Annotated in this window: 12 protein-coding genes and 2 pseudogenes; 5 read left to right on the top strand and 9 right to left on the bottom strand. The window is 74.8% G+C overall.

Features of this window, described 5'->3' with window-relative positions; genetic code table 11:
- The first annotated feature begins 81 nt into the window (after window positions 1–81).
- Complete coding sequence (locus ACIBAD_RS15290) at window positions 82–2190, top strand: AMP-binding protein (protein WP_398906979.1); 2109 nt, start codon at window positions 82–84, stop codon at window positions 2188–2190.
- A 2-nt stretch (window positions 2191–2192) separates the two neighbouring features.
- On the opposite strand, the gene ACIBAD_RS15285 is transcribed toward ACIBAD_RS15290, so the two are convergent.
- A complete protein-coding gene (locus ACIBAD_RS15285; RefSeq protein ID WP_398906977.1) occupies window positions 2193–3986 on the bottom strand; it encodes a GNAT family N-acetyltransferase in 1794 nt (597 codons plus the stop codon).
- A 126-nt stretch (window positions 3987–4112) separates the two neighbouring features.
- Between ACIBAD_RS15285 and ACIBAD_RS15280 the strand changes: the two genes are divergently transcribed.
- Window positions 4113–4535, top strand: a complete 423-nt coding sequence (locus tag ACIBAD_RS15280) for a DUF350 domain-containing protein (protein WP_134069178.1) — start codon at window positions 4113–4115, stop codon at window positions 4533–4535.
- Between the two features lie 131 nt (window positions 4536–4666).
- On the opposite strand, the gene ACIBAD_RS15275 is transcribed toward ACIBAD_RS15280, so the two are convergent.
- The 4 genes from ACIBAD_RS15275 to ACIBAD_RS15260 all read right to left on the bottom strand — a co-directional run bounded on the left by ACIBAD_RS15275 (window position 4667) and on the right by ACIBAD_RS15260 (window position 9085).
- Window positions 4667–5878: an acyltransferase gene (locus ACIBAD_RS15275; protein ID WP_398906974.1), complete on the bottom strand. Its 1212-nt coding sequence runs from the start codon at window positions 5876–5878 to the stop codon at window positions 4667–4669.
- Window positions 5875–6921: an alpha/beta hydrolase gene (locus ACIBAD_RS15270; RefSeq protein ID WP_398906972.1), complete on the bottom strand. Its 1047-nt coding sequence runs from the start codon at window positions 6919–6921 to the stop codon at window positions 5875–5877. Before ACIBAD_RS15270 ends, ACIBAD_RS15275 begins: the two co-directional genes overlap by 4 nt.
- Before the next feature lie 113 nt (window positions 6922–7034).
- Window positions 7035–7715: a response regulator transcription factor gene (locus ACIBAD_RS15265; RefSeq protein WP_134069175.1), complete on the bottom strand. Its 681-nt coding sequence runs from the start codon at window positions 7713–7715 to the stop codon at window positions 7035–7037.
- A complete protein-coding gene (locus ACIBAD_RS15260; protein ID WP_134069174.1) occupies window positions 7712–9085 on the bottom strand; it encodes a sensor histidine kinase in 1374 nt (457 codons plus the stop codon). Before ACIBAD_RS15260 ends, ACIBAD_RS15265 begins: the two co-directional genes overlap by 4 nt.
- 83 nt (window positions 9086–9168) lie before the next feature.
- Here ACIBAD_RS15260 and ACIBAD_RS15255 point away from each other — a divergent pair, with 83 nt between their 5' ends.
- Both ACIBAD_RS15255 and ACIBAD_RS15250 read left to right on the top strand, forming a co-directional pair.
- Window positions 9169–10116: an AEC family transporter gene (locus ACIBAD_RS15255; protein WP_134069173.1), complete on the top strand. Its 948-nt coding sequence runs from the start codon at window positions 9169–9171 to the stop codon at window positions 10114–10116.
- 60 nt (window positions 10117–10176) lie between these two features.
- Window positions 10177–10572: a hypothetical protein gene (locus tag ACIBAD_RS15250; protein ID WP_398906968.1), complete on the top strand. Its 396-nt coding sequence runs from the start codon at window positions 10177–10179 to the stop codon at window positions 10570–10572.
- Here the strand turns inward: ACIBAD_RS15250 and ACIBAD_RS15245 are convergent.
- The 4 genes and pseudogenes from ACIBAD_RS15245 to ACIBAD_RS15230 all read right to left on the bottom strand — a co-directional run.
- On the bottom strand, window positions 10526–11446 hold the full coding sequence (locus ACIBAD_RS15245) for a trypsin-like peptidase domain-containing protein (protein ID WP_134069171.1): 921 nt from the start codon (window positions 11444–11446) through the stop codon (window positions 10526–10528). The two genes, ACIBAD_RS15250 and ACIBAD_RS15245, sit on opposite strands and share 47 nt — an antisense overlap.
- 11 nt (window positions 11447–11457) lie before the next feature.
- Complete coding sequence (locus ACIBAD_RS15240) at window positions 11458–12390, bottom strand: BBE domain-containing protein (protein ID WP_398907352.1); 933 nt, start codon at window positions 12388–12390, stop codon at window positions 11458–11460.
- A 3-nt stretch (window positions 12391–12393) separates the two neighbouring features.
- Window positions 12394–12585: pseudogene (locus tag ACIBAD_RS15235) on the bottom strand (FAD-binding protein); the annotation flags it as partial.
- A gap of 41 nt (window positions 12586–12626) precedes the next feature.
- A pseudogene (locus tag ACIBAD_RS15230) lies at window positions 12627–12977 on the bottom strand (FAD-binding protein); the annotation flags it as partial.
- Between the two features lie 372 nt (window positions 12978–13349).
- Between ACIBAD_RS15230 and ACIBAD_RS15225 the strand changes: the two are divergent.
- Window positions 13350–14504: a hypothetical protein gene (locus ACIBAD_RS15225; RefSeq protein WP_398906966.1), complete on the top strand. Its 1155-nt coding sequence runs from the start codon at window positions 13350–13352 to the stop codon at window positions 14502–14504.
- The last annotated feature ends 13 nt before the right edge of the window (window positions 14505–14517 follow it).

Here is a 14517-nt window from a genome sequence, read left to right as displayed (position 1 = left end):
CGGATCGGTACCGAACCCCCGCTCGTACGAGGGATGTTCAGCATCCTGCTCACTGTCGGCGGGGGGTGCCATCATCGGGGAATGACCCAGGGATCGACGCAGGGATCGACACAGGAACCAGGGTCCGATCGCTCCGGTCGGACGACCGCCGCCACCGTCTTGCACCTCTTCGAGCAACAGGCGCGGGACAACCCGCGGGACCACGCCGTCATCGCCGGCGCGGGCAGCCTCACCTACGGGCAACTGGACGTCCGCGCCAACCAGCTGGCGCACCACCTCATCGACGACGGACTGCCGCCCGGCGCCGTCGTGGCCGTCGCGACCGCCCGCCGGACCGAGATCGTCATCGCCCTCCTGGCCGTCCTCAAGGCCGGCGGCGCCTACGCCGTCATCGACGTCGAGGTCCCGCTCACCGGGCAGCGGCAGCTCGCCTCCCTCACCCCGTACGTCCTGCTCACCGATGCCGCCCACCACGCCAGGCTGGACGGCAGCGGGCTGCGGGTGATCCGCCTCGGCGCGGAGGCGGCCGGGATATCGGGCCGGCCCACCGGAGCGCCGGAGCGGCCCGAGCCCGGTGCGACCGCCGCCGTCCTGTTCACCGGAGCGGCGTCCCCGCGCGCCGTGCCCGTCGGCCACGACCGGCTGCTCGCCGCCCACAAGGGCTGGGTCGAGGTCATCCGGTCCGTCCCCGGGGACCGCCACCTGATCACCCACGGCCCGGACCTCACCCCGTTCGCGGCCGGCTGGACCAGGGCCCTGTGCTCGGGCGGCGCCCTCGTCCTGCCCGAGCGCGGGCCCTGGACACCCGAGGGAATCCGCCGGGCCGTCGAGACCGAACACGTCGGCGTGCTCCACACCGACCCGGTGGGTGCGGCCCGGCTGCTCATGCGCGCCGCCGCTGCCCCCGCCGGACCCGGCGCGGCATCCGCGGGCGGAGGGGGTGCGCGCGGCCGCCGTGAATCCGACCCGGCCCTGCGGTCGTTGCGCCTGGTCAGCGTCACCGGTGACCGGCTCTTCCTCGACGAGCAGGACGCCTTGCAGTCCAGGCTGCGGACCGGAGCCCGGCTGCTCAACGTCTACGGGCTCACCGAGGCGGCCGGCGCCGGCACCTGGTTCGAACTTCCCCAGCTGCCCGGCCCGTTGGACGACCCCGAGCAGCTCTCCCTGATCGGATCCCCCTTCCCCGGCTGCCGCGCGGACGCCCGCGACGGGCAGCTCCGCCTCACCCCGCCCGACGGCGGCGACGCGATCCCCACCGGCGACCTCGTGGAGCTGCGCCCCGACGGGCTGCTGGAGTTCCGCGGCCGGATCCGGGACCGGATCACCACGGCCGACGGCGCGTTCGACCCGCACGCCGTCGAAGCCGTCATCCGGAGCCACCCGGACGTCGGCGCCGTGCTGGTGGCCGAGGTCCCGGAGGGTGCCAACGGTGCGCGCCGACTGGTCGCCCACGTGGCACCGCCCGCCGACGCGCCGTCCTGGCCCCCGGCCGTCGACCTGCCGGACGGCGGACAGCTCCGCGAACACCTCGCGGGGAAGCTGCCCCGGGCGCGGATGCCGCAGAGCGTGATCCGGCTGCGCACCCTGCCCCGCACCCGCGCGGGCCAGGAGAACCGGGAGGCCCTGCCCCAGCCCGTGCTCACGGCGAAGCCCGGCCGGGGCGGCGCCGCGCAGGGCTCCGGGAAGTACACGGCCGCCGGCGGCGGTGCGCCCACCCCGTTCGGGCTCGTCGGCTGCGGCATACCGTTCCTGATCGGCACCGGCCTGCTCTTCTTCGTCCTCTCGAAGATCTTCTGGCCGGGCTCGACCGACCTGAGCGGCGTGCCCGCCCCCTGGGCGTTCCTCTTCTTCGTGCTCTACCTGTTCGAGGGAGCCGCGTTCGCCGCCGGGCTGGTGTTCCTCTTCGGGGGCCGCGCCCTGATGCTGCGCCACGGCCCCGGCCGGAGCCCCGGCTTCACCACGGCCGCGCACCTGGCGGTGGCCTACCTGCTCGTCGCCTGGTGGCCGCAGGACAACTTCTACCGGCTCGCGGCCAAGCACGACTGGCCGGTCCAGGCCGCCCTCGTCTACGTCTTCAACATCCCGCTGATGATCGCGGCCGTCGTCATCGCCTTCTACGTCACCCGGAAACCGCCTTCGCCCTTCGACTTCGAGGAGGCCGACGCCCCCGGGGGCTCCTCTCACCGCTGATGTCAGGCGAACGCCGCCCCCACGGCGAGCGCCCCCGCCCGTACCAGCGCCTCGGCCGCGTCCAGCACCTCCCTGCTGTGCGCGGCCACCAGTACGCCCAGCCAGGGCGCCGGGTCGAAGGCGCCCGTCGGGATCGCGGGCAGGAACACCGCCCCGAGCTCCGCGCAGCCCCGCTCCAGCGTCTCGCACAGCTCGTCGAGCGCGGCCCCGGGCAGCCTGGCCCCCAGCTCCACCCGGTCCGCGATCCGTACGAAGTGCCCGGCGCCGCGCAGCGCGTCGAGCCGGGCCGCCACCATGAAGGCGATCGACGGCCCGGTGAGCCGCAGGTTCGTCTCGGTCGGCGCCAACCGCCCCGCCCCGTCGGCGACGAAGTCCACGTCGAACCAGCCCCGGTAGCCGGCGGCGGACAGCTCCCGGCCCACCGCCTCACCGAACGCGAGCAGCGGCTCCTCCGCCCACGCGGGCACCACCCCGGGGCCCACTGTCGCCCCGCGGTAACCGGAGCCCGCCACGTCCATCACCGCGCCGCCCACCTCGTGCACCCGGCCGGCCTCGTCCACGAACCCGTCGTACGTCAGATCCCGCGGCTCGTCCGGGCCGGCCGGGCCGGACACGTACTCCTCCACCAGCAGCGGCCCGCGCGGGAGGCCGCGCAGCACCGCGCGGGCGCCGCCCGCGGCCCGGACCCCGTGGGGCGTCACCACGGTGGTGCCCGAACCGCCCACTCCGTGCTCCGATTTCAGCACCGTGCTCTCGCCCGCCCCGGCCCGGGCGGCCAACAGCTTCGCCGCCGCCCGCCGGTTGGGAGCCGGCCACTGCCCGGGGAGCAGGATCCGGGGGTGGCCGCCGCCCTCCAGGATCCGCCCGAACAGGCCGTGCGCCGCCGACTTGGACTCGTACCGCAGCTCGCGCGGCCGCCACGGCAGCCCGGTCAGCCGCGCGAAGGCCGCCGTCCGCCCCCACGGTACGAGGGGGAGTCCGGACGAGGTCAGCCGCGCGGCCAGGGCCGGCCGGACCCGTACGGCGTCCGAAAGTCCGGCATCCGGCGCCGGCCCGGGGCCGCCGTCCGCCAGGCCGTCGTAGACCTCCACACCCTCCCACTCCAGGACGCGTCCGACCCGCTCGATCCAGCCCGGCGGCACCGATCCGGGCAGTACCAGCGCCCCCGGCCACGGGCTGTAGAACGCCGCGAGGCAGGCGTAGTGGTGCGCGGCCCGCTGCTCGCGGTCCAGCGACGCATCGGCGAACTGGGCGTTGTACTCGGCGACATTGCCCACGTGCACGGCCGGTCCGCCGTCCGTCCAGGCCCGCGCCCAGTCGGCCAGCGGCGCGGGCGCCGCCTCGAACCGCACCAGACCGGCGGGCGGTTCGTCCCCGTCACCGGCCGCGCGGGGTCCGGGCGAGCCCAGCGCGCCCATCGCCCGGTAGAAGCCCGCCGCATGCGGGTCGGCGTCGATCAGCAGCCTGCGGAACCCCAGTTCGGCGCCCCGGCGCAGGGCGTCCCGGTACAGCCGCCGCCCCACGCCCCGCCCGATGGCCTCGGGCTCCACGAACAGGAGTCCCAGCCGCGCCACCGGCGGCGCGCCCTCCAGGGAGGCGAGCCCCAGCACCCGGCCGGCGGAGGCGTCCTCGGCCACCACGATCCGGCGGCCCGCCACCTCCTCGGCCGGGATCCGCAGTTCCGGCGCGCACGAGGCCAGGAACGAGGCGTCGTACCCCCAGTGCGCCTTGGAGCGGAGCACCAGCGCGGTGAGCTGCTCCGCCTCACCGGGCCGCGCCGCTCTGAGCTTTACCATTCCCTGACCTCCCCATGGCCTGCCGCGAGACCGTGCGATAGATTCGGCCACCCTGAGCCCCCTGACGGGAGGTGTCCCGTCACGTACGGCAGGTTCCTTCCCACCCCCGCGGAGAACGGCTTCCCCATGAGCGACATCATCGACGGTCTCGGCCGCACCAGCGCCTACGGCGCCCTCGGCCTGGTCCTGCTGATCCTCGGCATCGTCCTCGTGGACGTGCTGACGCCCGGGAAGCTCCCGAAGCAGATCTGGGAGGAGCGCAACCGGAACGCGGCCGTCATGCTGAGCTCCGCCCTCCTGGGCGTCGGCGGGATCGTCTTCACCTCGATCTGGACCACGTACGACGACTTCGGCAAGGGGCTGCTGTCCACCGCCGCGTTCGGGCTGCTCGGCCTGGTCCTGATGGGCCTCGCCTTCCTGGTGCTGGACTGGGTGACCCCCGGCAAGCTCGGCGCGATCGTCGTCGACCCGGAGCCGCACCCGGCGGTCTGGGTCACGGCCTCCTGCAACCTGGCGGTGGCCGCGATCGTCGCCGCGTCGATCGCCTGATCCGCCTGATCCGCCTGATCCGCCTGATCCGCCTGATCCGTCCGACCGTCGCGCGGACGTGGCGAGAGCGCCGTTCCCTCCGGGGAGCGGCGCTCTCGCCACGTCGGCGTACACCGGTGTGACGACCGGTGCTACGCAAGCCCCAGCGCGAACACCGCGAACCCTGCCGCCAGCACCCCCGCGAGCGTGCGCCGCACCGCCGTCGCCCGGGTCCACGGCTCCTCGAAGCGGCGGGCGTACCGGGCGATGCCCACCAGCAGCACCGCGAACACCGGCATCCACGCCAGCCGTGCCGCGATCCAGAGCGGACTGTCCGGCGCCGTCGTCAGACCCGTCAGCCCGCCCGCGAACGACGCGGGCACGGCCGCCGCCAGCATGGCCGTCTGGTGCCAGCACAGGATCGTCATCGCGCACAGGTTGATCACGACCACCGGAGCCCACAGCGCCGGCCTGGCGAGCAGCTTCGCCAGCCGGTCGCGCAGCAGCATCGCCGCCCCCGACTGCGCCGCGGCCAGGGCCAGTACCAGCAGCGACGGCGGGTGCGAGTTGGTCCGCGCCCCGCCCGGTACGCCCACCATCGACGCCGGGTAGTGGAACACCGCCAGCAGCGCGGCGAACAGCACGATCCCGCCCGCCAGCAGCAGCCGGGCCCCGCGCCGCCCGATCCGCCCCTCGCCCCAGGAAACGCCCAGCTGGTACGCGAACAGCCAGCCCGGCAGGATGTTCACCACCGCCAGCCAGGACGGCACGGAGTCGGAGAGCGGCCCGTACCGCAGGAAGTCCACCACCGCGACCGAGACGAGCAGCGGGGCCGCCGCCCAGCCGCCGAGCCGGTGCGCCGCCCGTACGCAGTACGGGGTCAGCGCGGTGACCACCACGTACACCCCGACGAACCACAGGGGCTGGATGACCAGCGTGGCCCCCGTCCGCAGCGTGGCCTCCGGCACCCCGGCCGCGTAGAGCACCGGCGCGGCCAGCGCCCACACGGCCGTGACCCCGAGCACCGGCCGCCCCAGCCGCGCGATCCGGCCCTTCAGCCAGGCCCCGGCGGATGCGGTGCGGCGGTGGTAGGAGAGCACCGAGGCGTAGCCGCCGACGAGGAAGAAGACGCCGAGCATCTGGAGCACCCAACTGGCGGGGGCCAGAGCGCCGAACGCGGAGAGCGGGCTGGCGTTGTGCAGCCCGCCCTCCGCGTCGCGGGTGAACCCGCCGAGCAGCCAGTGCCCCGTCGGCACGGCCAGCAGGGCGAGGGCGCGCAGCCCGTCGACGGCGCGGTCGCGGTGGGCGGGGGTCTGCCGGTCGATCCGGTCGGCGGCCTTCCTGAGCCGGGTCAGCGTGCTCATCGGACCTCTCCCTTCGCGATCGCGGCGAAGGCCGCCAGGGATTGGGTGCCGGGTGCCAGGTAGCCGGTGTGGCCGTGTACGTCGGCGGCCGGCACCCGGCGGGCGCCGAAGTCGGCCGAGGTCGGGTCGGCGCCGTGGCCGATCCCGGCGAACCGCACGTTCGGTACGTCGCCGATCCAGTCGGAGGGCCCCCGGGCCGCCCAGACACGGGCGCGGGTGTGCAGGTCGGCGACGGTGTCGGCGCGCATGCCGGGGGAGCCGAACACGACGATGTCGCCGGCGTCCGTACGCCCGGCCGCAAGGCCTGCGACCACTGAGCCGTAGCTGTGGCAGAACAGCACCGGGTCGGGCGCGCCGACGGCGTCCAGCCCCGCCGTGAACCGGGCCAGCCGGTCCGCGCCCGCCTCGGCGAGCCGCCCGGAGGCGGCGTCCAGACCGACGCCGACGGGGGTGGTGTAGCCGGTCCAGGCCACCACCGCGGTGTCCTCGCCGGCCGCGGCGCGCAGCGACCGTGCCATCCCGGCCGGCCCGGTGTTCGGCGCGCGCTTCGCGTCGTACGTGGTCGCGTCGCTGTCCGAGCCCGGCACGATCACCGAGACGTGCGCGGCCCGCCCCAGGTCCCCGAAGACCTCGACGACTTGGCCGCGCCCGCGCGGATCGAAGGCGAGGACCTGCCGGCCCGGCGCGGCGAGCGAGGCGTAGCGCGCCTCGCCGCTCGCGAGGACGGCCAGCCGGTTGGCCTCGTACCTGAGGCCGACGGGGGCGCCGTCGAGGTTGCCCACCACCAGCGGGTGGCGCCGTACGAGCTCCCGGCGCCCGGCGTCGTCGAGCCCGGCGAAGAACCGGGCCACGTCGTGCGGCGAGGCGCTCGCCGGGTCGGGCAGCGACCGGCCGGACGCGGTCTTCTCGGCCCGCCAGGCGGCGGTGCCGGGCGGCGGTCCGGTGACCGCCTGCAGGTTGTCGCCGGAGGCCCAGCCCGCGACCCCCCCGACCACGGCCACGGCCAGTGCGGCCGTGGCCAGTGTCCTTGCGAAGCGGCGCATGCCCCTTCTCCTCTCCTCGTGACGAGGAGGAAGGTAGGAAGAAGGTGTCGCGCCGCGCGTCGCACCGAGGAGCCAAGCCGGATGTCATACCCCGGTAGGGGGTGGAGGAGAAGTCAGTCCGAGTCGCCGGGCCGTACCAGGCCCGCCTCGTACGCGAAGATCACCGCTTGGGCGCGGTCCCGGAGGTCGAGCTTGGCCAGCACCCGCCCGATGTGCGTCTTCACGGTCTGCTCGGCCAGCACCAGGTGCCCGGCGATCTCCTGGTTCGACAGCCCGCGCGCGATCAGCTCCAGTACCTCGGTCTCCCGCGGGGTCAGCCCCTTCAGTCGCAGCGCCGGGTCCTTGCGCGGGGCCGGCCGCTGCCGGACGAAGTCCGCGATCAGCCGCCGGGTGACCGAGGGCGCGAGCAGCGCCTCGCCCGACGCGACCACCCGGACCGCCGCGATCAGATCGGCCGGCGGCGCGTCCTTCAGCAGGAACCCCGAGGCGCCCGCGCGCAGCGCCTCGTAAACGTAGTCGTCGATGTCGAAGGTGGTCAGCATCAGCACCTTCGGCCGGTGGACCACCCCCGGCGGCGGGTCCAGCAACTCCCGGGCCGCCGTCAGCCCGTCCATCTCCGGCATGCGCACGTCCATCAGCACCACGTCGGGATGCACCGTGCGCGAGACCTGCACCCCCTGCCGCCCGTCGGGGGCCTCGCCCACCACGTCGATGTCCGCCTGGGCCGACAGCAGGGCGGCGAACCCCGCCCGCACCATGGCCTGGTCGTCGACGATGATCACACGGATGGTCAACTGGCTTCCTCGGTCGGGTCGTTCGTCTGGTGGTCCGTCGGTTCCTGCAGGGGAAGGCGGGCCGCGACCCGGAAGCCGCCGTCGGGCAGCGGACCGGTGTCCAGCGTCCCGCCCGTCAACCGTACGCGCTCCCGCATGCCGACCAGACCGTGCCCGGTGCCCGAACTCCCCGGTTCCACCGTGGCGTCCCGGGCCGCCGGCCCGTTCACCACGAGCACGAGGATCTCGCCGGCGTCGTGCGTCACCGAGACCCGGGTCTCGGCGCCCGGCGCGTGCCGCACCACGTTCGCCAGGGCCTCCTGCACGATCCGGTACGCCGACAGGTCCACGGCCGGCGGCGCCGCCCGCTCCGCCCCCGCCGCGAGCGACAGCTCCACCGGCTGCCCGGCCCGTACGGTCGCCTCCACCAGCTGCTGGATCCGGCCGATCCCCGGCTGCGGGGCCAGCTCGCCCGCGCCGCCGGGAGCCCCGTCGCCCCCGTTGCCGCCGTTCGTCCGGTCGCTGCGCAGCACCGTCAGCAGCCGCCGCATCTCGGCCAGCGACTCGCGCGCGCTGGCCGCGATCGCGGCGAACTCCTCCTGCACCGGCTCCGGCATGCCCGGCAGGCGGTAGGGCGCGGAGTCCGCCTGCACGGTGATCACCGACATGTGGTGGGCCACCACGTCGTGCAGCTCCCGGGCGATCCGCGCCCGTTCCTCCAGCAGGGTCCGCCGGGCCCGCTCGGCCTCGCTGATGCTCTCCTGCTCGGCGATCCGCTGCTGCGCGTCGCCGATCCCGCGCAGTGCGCCCGTCACGGCGAGGAAGCTCCCGCTCAGCACGAAGAGCAGCGCGACCGTGGTGGTCACCCCGTCGGGCTCGAAGAAGCCGAGCACCACCCCGACGGCGCCCGTCACCAGCCACACCCCGACCAGCGTCCGGATCGACTCGCGCAGCCCCAGGCAGATCATCAGCACCAGGTAGCCGACGATGCACATCGGGGTCCACGGCCAGGCGTGCCCGGCCACCTTGTCGGCGTGCGTCAGCACCACCGCCCCGACCGTGTCCGCGACCAGGACCAGGGCCCACGCGGGCAGCGGCCGCGTCACCGCGAGCAGCAGCGGTACGGTCTGGGCCACGCCCAGCGCCCCCGCCCAGCCGCCGCCCGCCTCGTAGTCGTTGGTCAGCACGGCGATGGTCGACGGCAGCAGCACCATCACGAACAGGCCGACGACGGCGTACGGCAGTTTGCGCTGCCAGGCCTTCGGCGCCTGCGCGAACAGCGGCTCCGTCGCCCGGGCGGGCGTGCGCAGCACGACCGTGAACCGCATCGGGGGCCGGGCCCCCTTCGCGGGGGCCGGCGTGCCGGGGCGGGCTTCGTCGCGATCGCTCATGATCGGACCAGCCTATGCTCCGCAGGCGCTCCAGGAGGGCAGGAGTACGCTGCTCACGGTCGATCACGGGGGAGCCGGTACGCATGGGCACGGCAGCTGCGCTGGAGAAGCTCGTACCGGTGCTGCTGGCGTTCGGCGCAGGTGTACTGCTCGCCCGCCGCAAGACCGTCCCGGCCGAGGCCTCCAAGGCCTTCGCCGACTACGCCTTCCTCTTCGCCGTCCCCTGCTACCTCTTCGGCAACATCTACGCCAGCGACCTCGGCGCCCTCTTCAACTGGCACGCGATCGGCGCCTACGCCGCGGCCGCCGCCCTCGCCGTGCTCCTCATAGCCTTCGCCTCGAGCGCCCGCGGCCTACGCGATCCCCGCGACGTGGCGCTGCGCGTGATGGCCGGGGTCCAGGTGAACACCGCCTACTTCGCCGTCCCGGTGTTCATCACCTTCTTCGGCACGGCCGCGCCCATCTTCCCCGTCCTGCTCTTCCAGGTCTGCGTGCTCTCCCTCGTCGTCATCTCCATCATGGAGCTGGGCCGCGCCGGCCCGGCCACGGCCGGTCCCGGGCAGCGGCTCCGACGGGCCGTCGGCGCGTCGCTCGCCACCCCGGTGGTCCTGGCCTGCAACGCGGGGATCGTGCTCAACCTCCTCTCGGTGCACCTCCCGAAGGTGGTCCTGGACGGGGCTTCCTTCGTCGGCGACAGCGCCTCGCCGATCGCCCTGTTCGCCCTCGGTCTGCACCTCGGCGGCGTGGGACTGGACGTGCGGGGCACCTCCCGCGAGGAGATGGCCCTCATCGCCTTCAAGTGCCTGGCCTTCCCGCTGCTGGCCTGGGCGGTGTGCGGGCTGCTGTTCGGCGTACGGGGGGAGTGGCTGACGTACCTCGTCCTGATCGCCGCGATGCCCACCCCGCAGAACCTGTTCGTCTTCGCCCAGCGCTACGACGTGGGCGTGGACCTCTCCGCCTCACTGGTGATCAAGAGTTCGGTGGTCTCCCTGCTGCTGCTCCCGCTCTGGCTGCAGACGGTGGCCGGCTGACGGGGCCGAACCGGCGGCCCGCCGTTCGTTCCCCCGGGGGGCTTCGGTCGTTGACCCGGCATGGAGCTGCTGCCGACCATCGCGGCGCCGGGCGTCGGTGAACGGGCCGACGCCGCGGCCGATGCCGCCTGCCACCTCTACGACGCCGTCGCCCCCTGGAGCTCCGCCGAGCCCGGCGGGTGGAGCCGTACCGCGGCCGAGGACGCCGCCGAGACCATCGAGACCACCGCGCACGCGCTCGCGTACGCCCATCCGCGCGCCGGGGTCCTCCTGGCCCCGGTCCACGCCGCCCTCGCCGACCTGCGCCGCCAGCTCGGGCTGCCGCCCGCCGACCAGCTGACCGCCGACGGGATCCCGGCGAGCCCGCGTACGGTGGGCAACCCCCGGCGCACGCGCTGGGTACGGGTGCTCACGCCCCCTTCGCCCCGGCAACCGCCTGCTCGTACAACTTCTTGATCTCCGGGCCGAAGTACGAGCTGTACGAGGTGTCGGGGGTGTCCCCGCCCGTCTTCCAGCCGCCGATGACCCCCACGACGTCCCCGGTCTCGGTCACCTTGTCGTAGTTCTTCAGGAAGGGGCCGCCGCTGGTCCCGCCCGGGTATCCGGTGCAGTCGATCCGCAGGAACGATCCGGGGATCCCCGGATCCTTGCTGGTGAACTTGGTCGTACGGTTCACGCACAGCCGTGGGCGCGCGGCCGATGCCGGATAGCCGATCAGCGACACCTTCGCGTGCTCGTAACCGGCGCCGGTGACCAGGCGGTTGCCGCCGACCACGTCCTCGACGGGGAAGCCGTCGGCGTCCGGCCCGACCTGTGCGAAGGCCACGTCGAGCGTGGCTCCCCTGTCGGCGCCCAGGCTCTTGTAACGGGGGTCGATCCACACCTTGGACTTTCCGTCGGAGGCCCGCAGCACCGGGAACATCCCGTACGGCTGCGGGTTGTCCGCCGTGTACAGCGGTACGAAGGCCACCTGGCGGGCGTCCGTGCCGAGCAGGCAGTGCGCCGCGCTGAGCACCAGGTCGCGGCCGGGGGAGGAGACCACGCTCGCGGTGCAGAAGTACGCGCCTCCGCCCTTCATCACGAACATCCGGCCGACGACCGGGATCCCGTCGAAGTCCTGCCCGGTGCCGGGGTCCGTGGCCGCGACCGCCGACGCGGGGGTCATCGGCGCCGCGGACGCCATCCGGTCGGCCGTCCAGAAGGTCTCCGCCTCGCGGGCGGACCACCGGCCGGGCGGCGGCAGGGCACTCCCGGCCTCGGCCACCGGCAGCGGCCCGGCGGGCAGCAGCAGGGCGGCCGTCGCCGCCGCCACGGTCAACGTACGTCGCATGTCGAGCTCCTCTAGATGGCCTGCGGGAAGCGGAACAGCCGGTCCGGGTCGTAGGCGCGCCGGACGTCTTCGAGGCGGGCGAGGTTCGGCCCGTAGTACGCCTCGCGCCAGGCGGGCAGTTTCGGATCGATGTAGTTCTGGTACGCGCGGCCGCTCGCCCACGGGCGCAGGTCCTGCCACAGCCCGTCGAGCCAGCCCTGGTGCGCGGCCACCTGCGCGGCCGTCGCGGAGGCGGGCCAGTAGGCCAGGTACTGCGTGAGGAAGGCGCTGTCGCGGTGCACGAACGCGGTGTCGGCCGCCGCCGGCCGGTTCACCGCCCCGCCGCACTCGCCGGTGAACTGGACGACTCCGAGCCCGCCGGCCGGCACCGTCCGCCCGTAGCGCCGTACGGCGGCCAGCACCGCGGCGACGCCTGCGTCGGGCAGCCCGGCACCGTTCCAGAAGTCGGAGCGCCCGCCGTAGGAGTCCCGGCCGATCAGCCCCTCGGGGGCGCGGCCGGGCAGGGTGCCGGGCAGACGGCACTGCGCGGCGCTTGGCTCCGGACACCCCGACATGGCCCGCAGGGTCTCCTCGTAGGTGCGTACGACGGTCCAGCTGTCCCGGAGCGGCCGGCCGACCAGGTCGGACAGGCGGGTCAGCTGCCGGTCCAGCTCGGCGCGCCCGTCGAAGCACAGGACGCGCACGGCGGGGGCCGGGGCCGGGCCGCCTTCGACCAGGAACTCGACCTGGCTCCAGAAGGGGTCGGGGAGGGCGGCCAGCCAGCGCTGCCAGCCGCGCAGCAGGGCGCCGGAATCGGCTTCGGGCCAGTGGAGTTCGGCGTACGCGCAGTCGGTGGCCGGATGGGTGCGGAAGCGGAACTCCGTGGCCACGCCGAAGTTGCCGCCCCCGCCGCCGCGCAGGGCCCAGAACAGCCCCGGGTCACGGGTGGCGTCGACTTCGCGCACGACGGCGTCGGGGGTGACGACGGTGGCGCCGGTGAGGGCGTCGGAGGTGGTGCCGTGGGCGCGTGAGGCGAGGCCGAGCCCGCCGCCCAGGGTGAGTCCGGCGATCCCGACGGTGGGGCACAGGCCGGTCGGGACGGCGAGGCGCTGTGCGGCGAGGGTCCGGTTGACGTCGCCGAGCCGGGCTCCGGCGCCGATCCGGACGCCGGCCGCCCCTTCGACGAAGACCCCGCCATGGCGCCGACGTCGACGACGAGCCCGCCGGCGCAGGTGGACCAGCCGGCGTAGCTGTGGCCGCCGCCGCGCGGTACGACGGGGACGGCGCAGCGGCGCGCGAAGTCCAGGCAGACGGCCACGTCGGCGGCGTGTGCGGGGTAGGCCACCGCGCCCGGCGCGACGGTGTCGTAGCGGGGCTGGAACAGCTGCCGGGCCTCCGGGTAGTCGGGGTCGCCCGGCACCACCACCCGGCCGTCGATCCCGCGGGCGAGCGCCGCCCAGTCGGGTCCGCGGGCGGGCGCCGCCGCGACGGCGAAGGCGCCCAGCAGGGCTGCGGGAGCACTGCCCAGCAACTGGCGGCGGTGGAGGCTCATCCCTCCTTCCTGCCATCGCCCGGCCCGATCGCGGCGAAGGCGGGCCCAGGGGGAGGGCGCTGCCCCCCGAACGGCCCACGCCCCGGTAGGCCTGCCGCCCACCCCGCGGAAGTCCCCTCGCGTGCCGCCGCACTGCCGGGGATCGCCCCGCACGTGGGGACCGGCATGTACGGTTCACGCAGCGCCGTTGGGACCGCCGGCCGGACGAGGAAGACCGCAGCCGGTGCGGGGCCGCTGGGGGAGCCGTTGCCGAGCGGGAGGCAGGTCCGGAGGTGCTCGGCGGGGGCCCGATCAGGAGGGTGGCGGGAGGCCCAGGGGTGTCGTTCGAACCCCTGGGCTGCGACGGGGGCGTGAGGTGAGTACGGTCTGCCCATGCAGATCGACGGAGCCGGCAGGCAGCAGCGGGGGCATGTTCTTCTCATAGCGGGCGACGCCGCAGTACGGCGGCGGGCCGTTCAGGTCGCGCCCAGTGCGAATCTGGCCGCGCTCGGAGTGCTGCCCGCGTCCGTACTGCTCAACAGTCACGCCCCCAGTGACACCACGTACCTCGACGGGGCCCGGGATCCCAACACCGTGCTGATGCGGCTGCGCGCCGCCGCGGCGACCCCGGGGCCGCTGCTCGTCTACCTCTCCGGCCGGCTCACGCTCGACCGCCGCGGGCACGGCCTGCACCTCGCGCTCGCGGGAACCACGGCCTCCACCGTCCGCTACACGGCCCTGCCGTGGGACTGGCTGGGGACCGAGCTCGCGGCCCGCCTCACCGGCCCGACCACGGTGGTGCTCGACCTCGTCGCGGACAAATCCGCCTGGCCGGTGCTCCAGGAGTACGGGAGCCTGCCCGCCTCACCCTCCGCCGAGGTGTACGGGGTGGTCGTCCCGCCCGCCTTCGCCGGCGGGCCGCAGCAGGTGAGCGGCTACACCCGGAACTGGATCGACCAGCTGCGCCGCAGCCCCACCCGCCCCGCCAACCTTCAACTGCACGCCTTCGCCGTCGGGGCCGCCGCCCTGCCGCCCGGCACCCTCGTCCTGCCCGCCACGCGCGAACTCAGCGCGTCCGCAGCCCAGCAGGCGCCGCGGGAGCAGGAGCAGCAGGAGCTACAGCAGGTTCCCGACCCGCGGCCGCACATCCACGCCCTCGCCTCCGACGGCCGGCACCAGGAGGCCGCCACCCTCGCCCAGGCCTGGGAGCAGCACGTTCTCCAGACCCACGGGTACACCTCGCCCGAGGCCACGCACTGGGCCGAGATCCGGGCCGACCTCGCACGGATGGCCGGAAACTACCGCTCGGCGACCCAGCTCTGGATCAACGCCGGACACACCCGCCTGGAACACCAGCCTCCGGACGCCCCCGAGGTCCTCGCGGCCGCGGCGGGCGCCCTGTACTGCTGGACCCAGCTCAAGGACCAGGCGGCGGCCAGGGACTCCGGCCCCGAACTCGTCCGCCTGCTGCGCGCCCTGCCGAGCCTCGAACCGAGGCTCCTGCGGCTGACCCAGCAGCGACTGCAGGTACTGGAGGGCAGCCGCTAGAGGGAACCCCGAG

Origin of the sequence: Streptomyces sp. NPDC051109 (assembly GCF_044455885.1) — a bacterium.
Lineage (GTDB): Bacteria > Actinomycetota > Actinomycetes > Streptomycetales > Streptomycetaceae > Streptomyces.
Note: the sequence above shows the minus strand (reverse complement) of the source record. Positions and strands in the feature narration are given on the sequence as shown.

Excerpts from the sequence above, each read along its gene's own strand:
- ACIBAD_RS15290 (WP_398906979.1), top strand. The coding sequence starts at position 82 with ATGACCCAGGGATCGACGCAGGGATCGACACAGGAACCAGGGTCCGAT.
- ACIBAD_RS15285 (WP_398906977.1), bottom strand. The coding sequence starts at position 3,986 with ATGGTAAAGCTCAGAGCGGCGCGGCCCGGTGAGGCGGAGCAGCTCACC.
- ACIBAD_RS15280 (WP_134069178.1), top strand. The coding sequence starts at position 4,113 with ATGAGCGACATCATCGACGGTCTCGGCCGCACCAGCGCCTACGGCGCC.
- ACIBAD_RS15275 (WP_398906974.1), bottom strand. The coding sequence starts at position 5,878 with ATGAGCACGCTGACCCGGCTCAGGAAGGCCGCCGACCGGATCGACCGG.
- ACIBAD_RS15270 (WP_398906972.1), bottom strand. The coding sequence starts at position 6,921 with ATGCGCCGCTTCGCAAGGACACTGGCCACGGCCGCACTGGCCGTGGCC.
- ACIBAD_RS15260 (WP_134069174.1), bottom strand. The coding sequence starts at position 9,085 with ATGAGCGATCGCGACGAAGCCCGCCCCGGCACGCCGGCCCCCGCGAAG.
- ACIBAD_RS15255 (WP_134069173.1), top strand. The coding sequence starts at position 9,169 with ATGGGCACGGCAGCTGCGCTGGAGAAGCTCGTACCGGTGCTGCTGGCG.
- ACIBAD_RS15250 (WP_398906968.1), top strand. The coding sequence starts at position 10,177 with ATGGAGCTGCTGCCGACCATCGCGGCGCCGGGCGTCGGTGAACGGGCC.
- ACIBAD_RS15245 (WP_134069171.1), bottom strand. The coding sequence starts at position 11,446 with ATGCGACGTACGTTGACCGTGGCGGCGGCGACGGCCGCCCTGCTGCTG.
- ACIBAD_RS15225 (WP_398906966.1), top strand. The coding sequence starts at position 13,350 with ATGCAGATCGACGGAGCCGGCAGGCAGCAGCGGGGGCATGTTCTTCTC.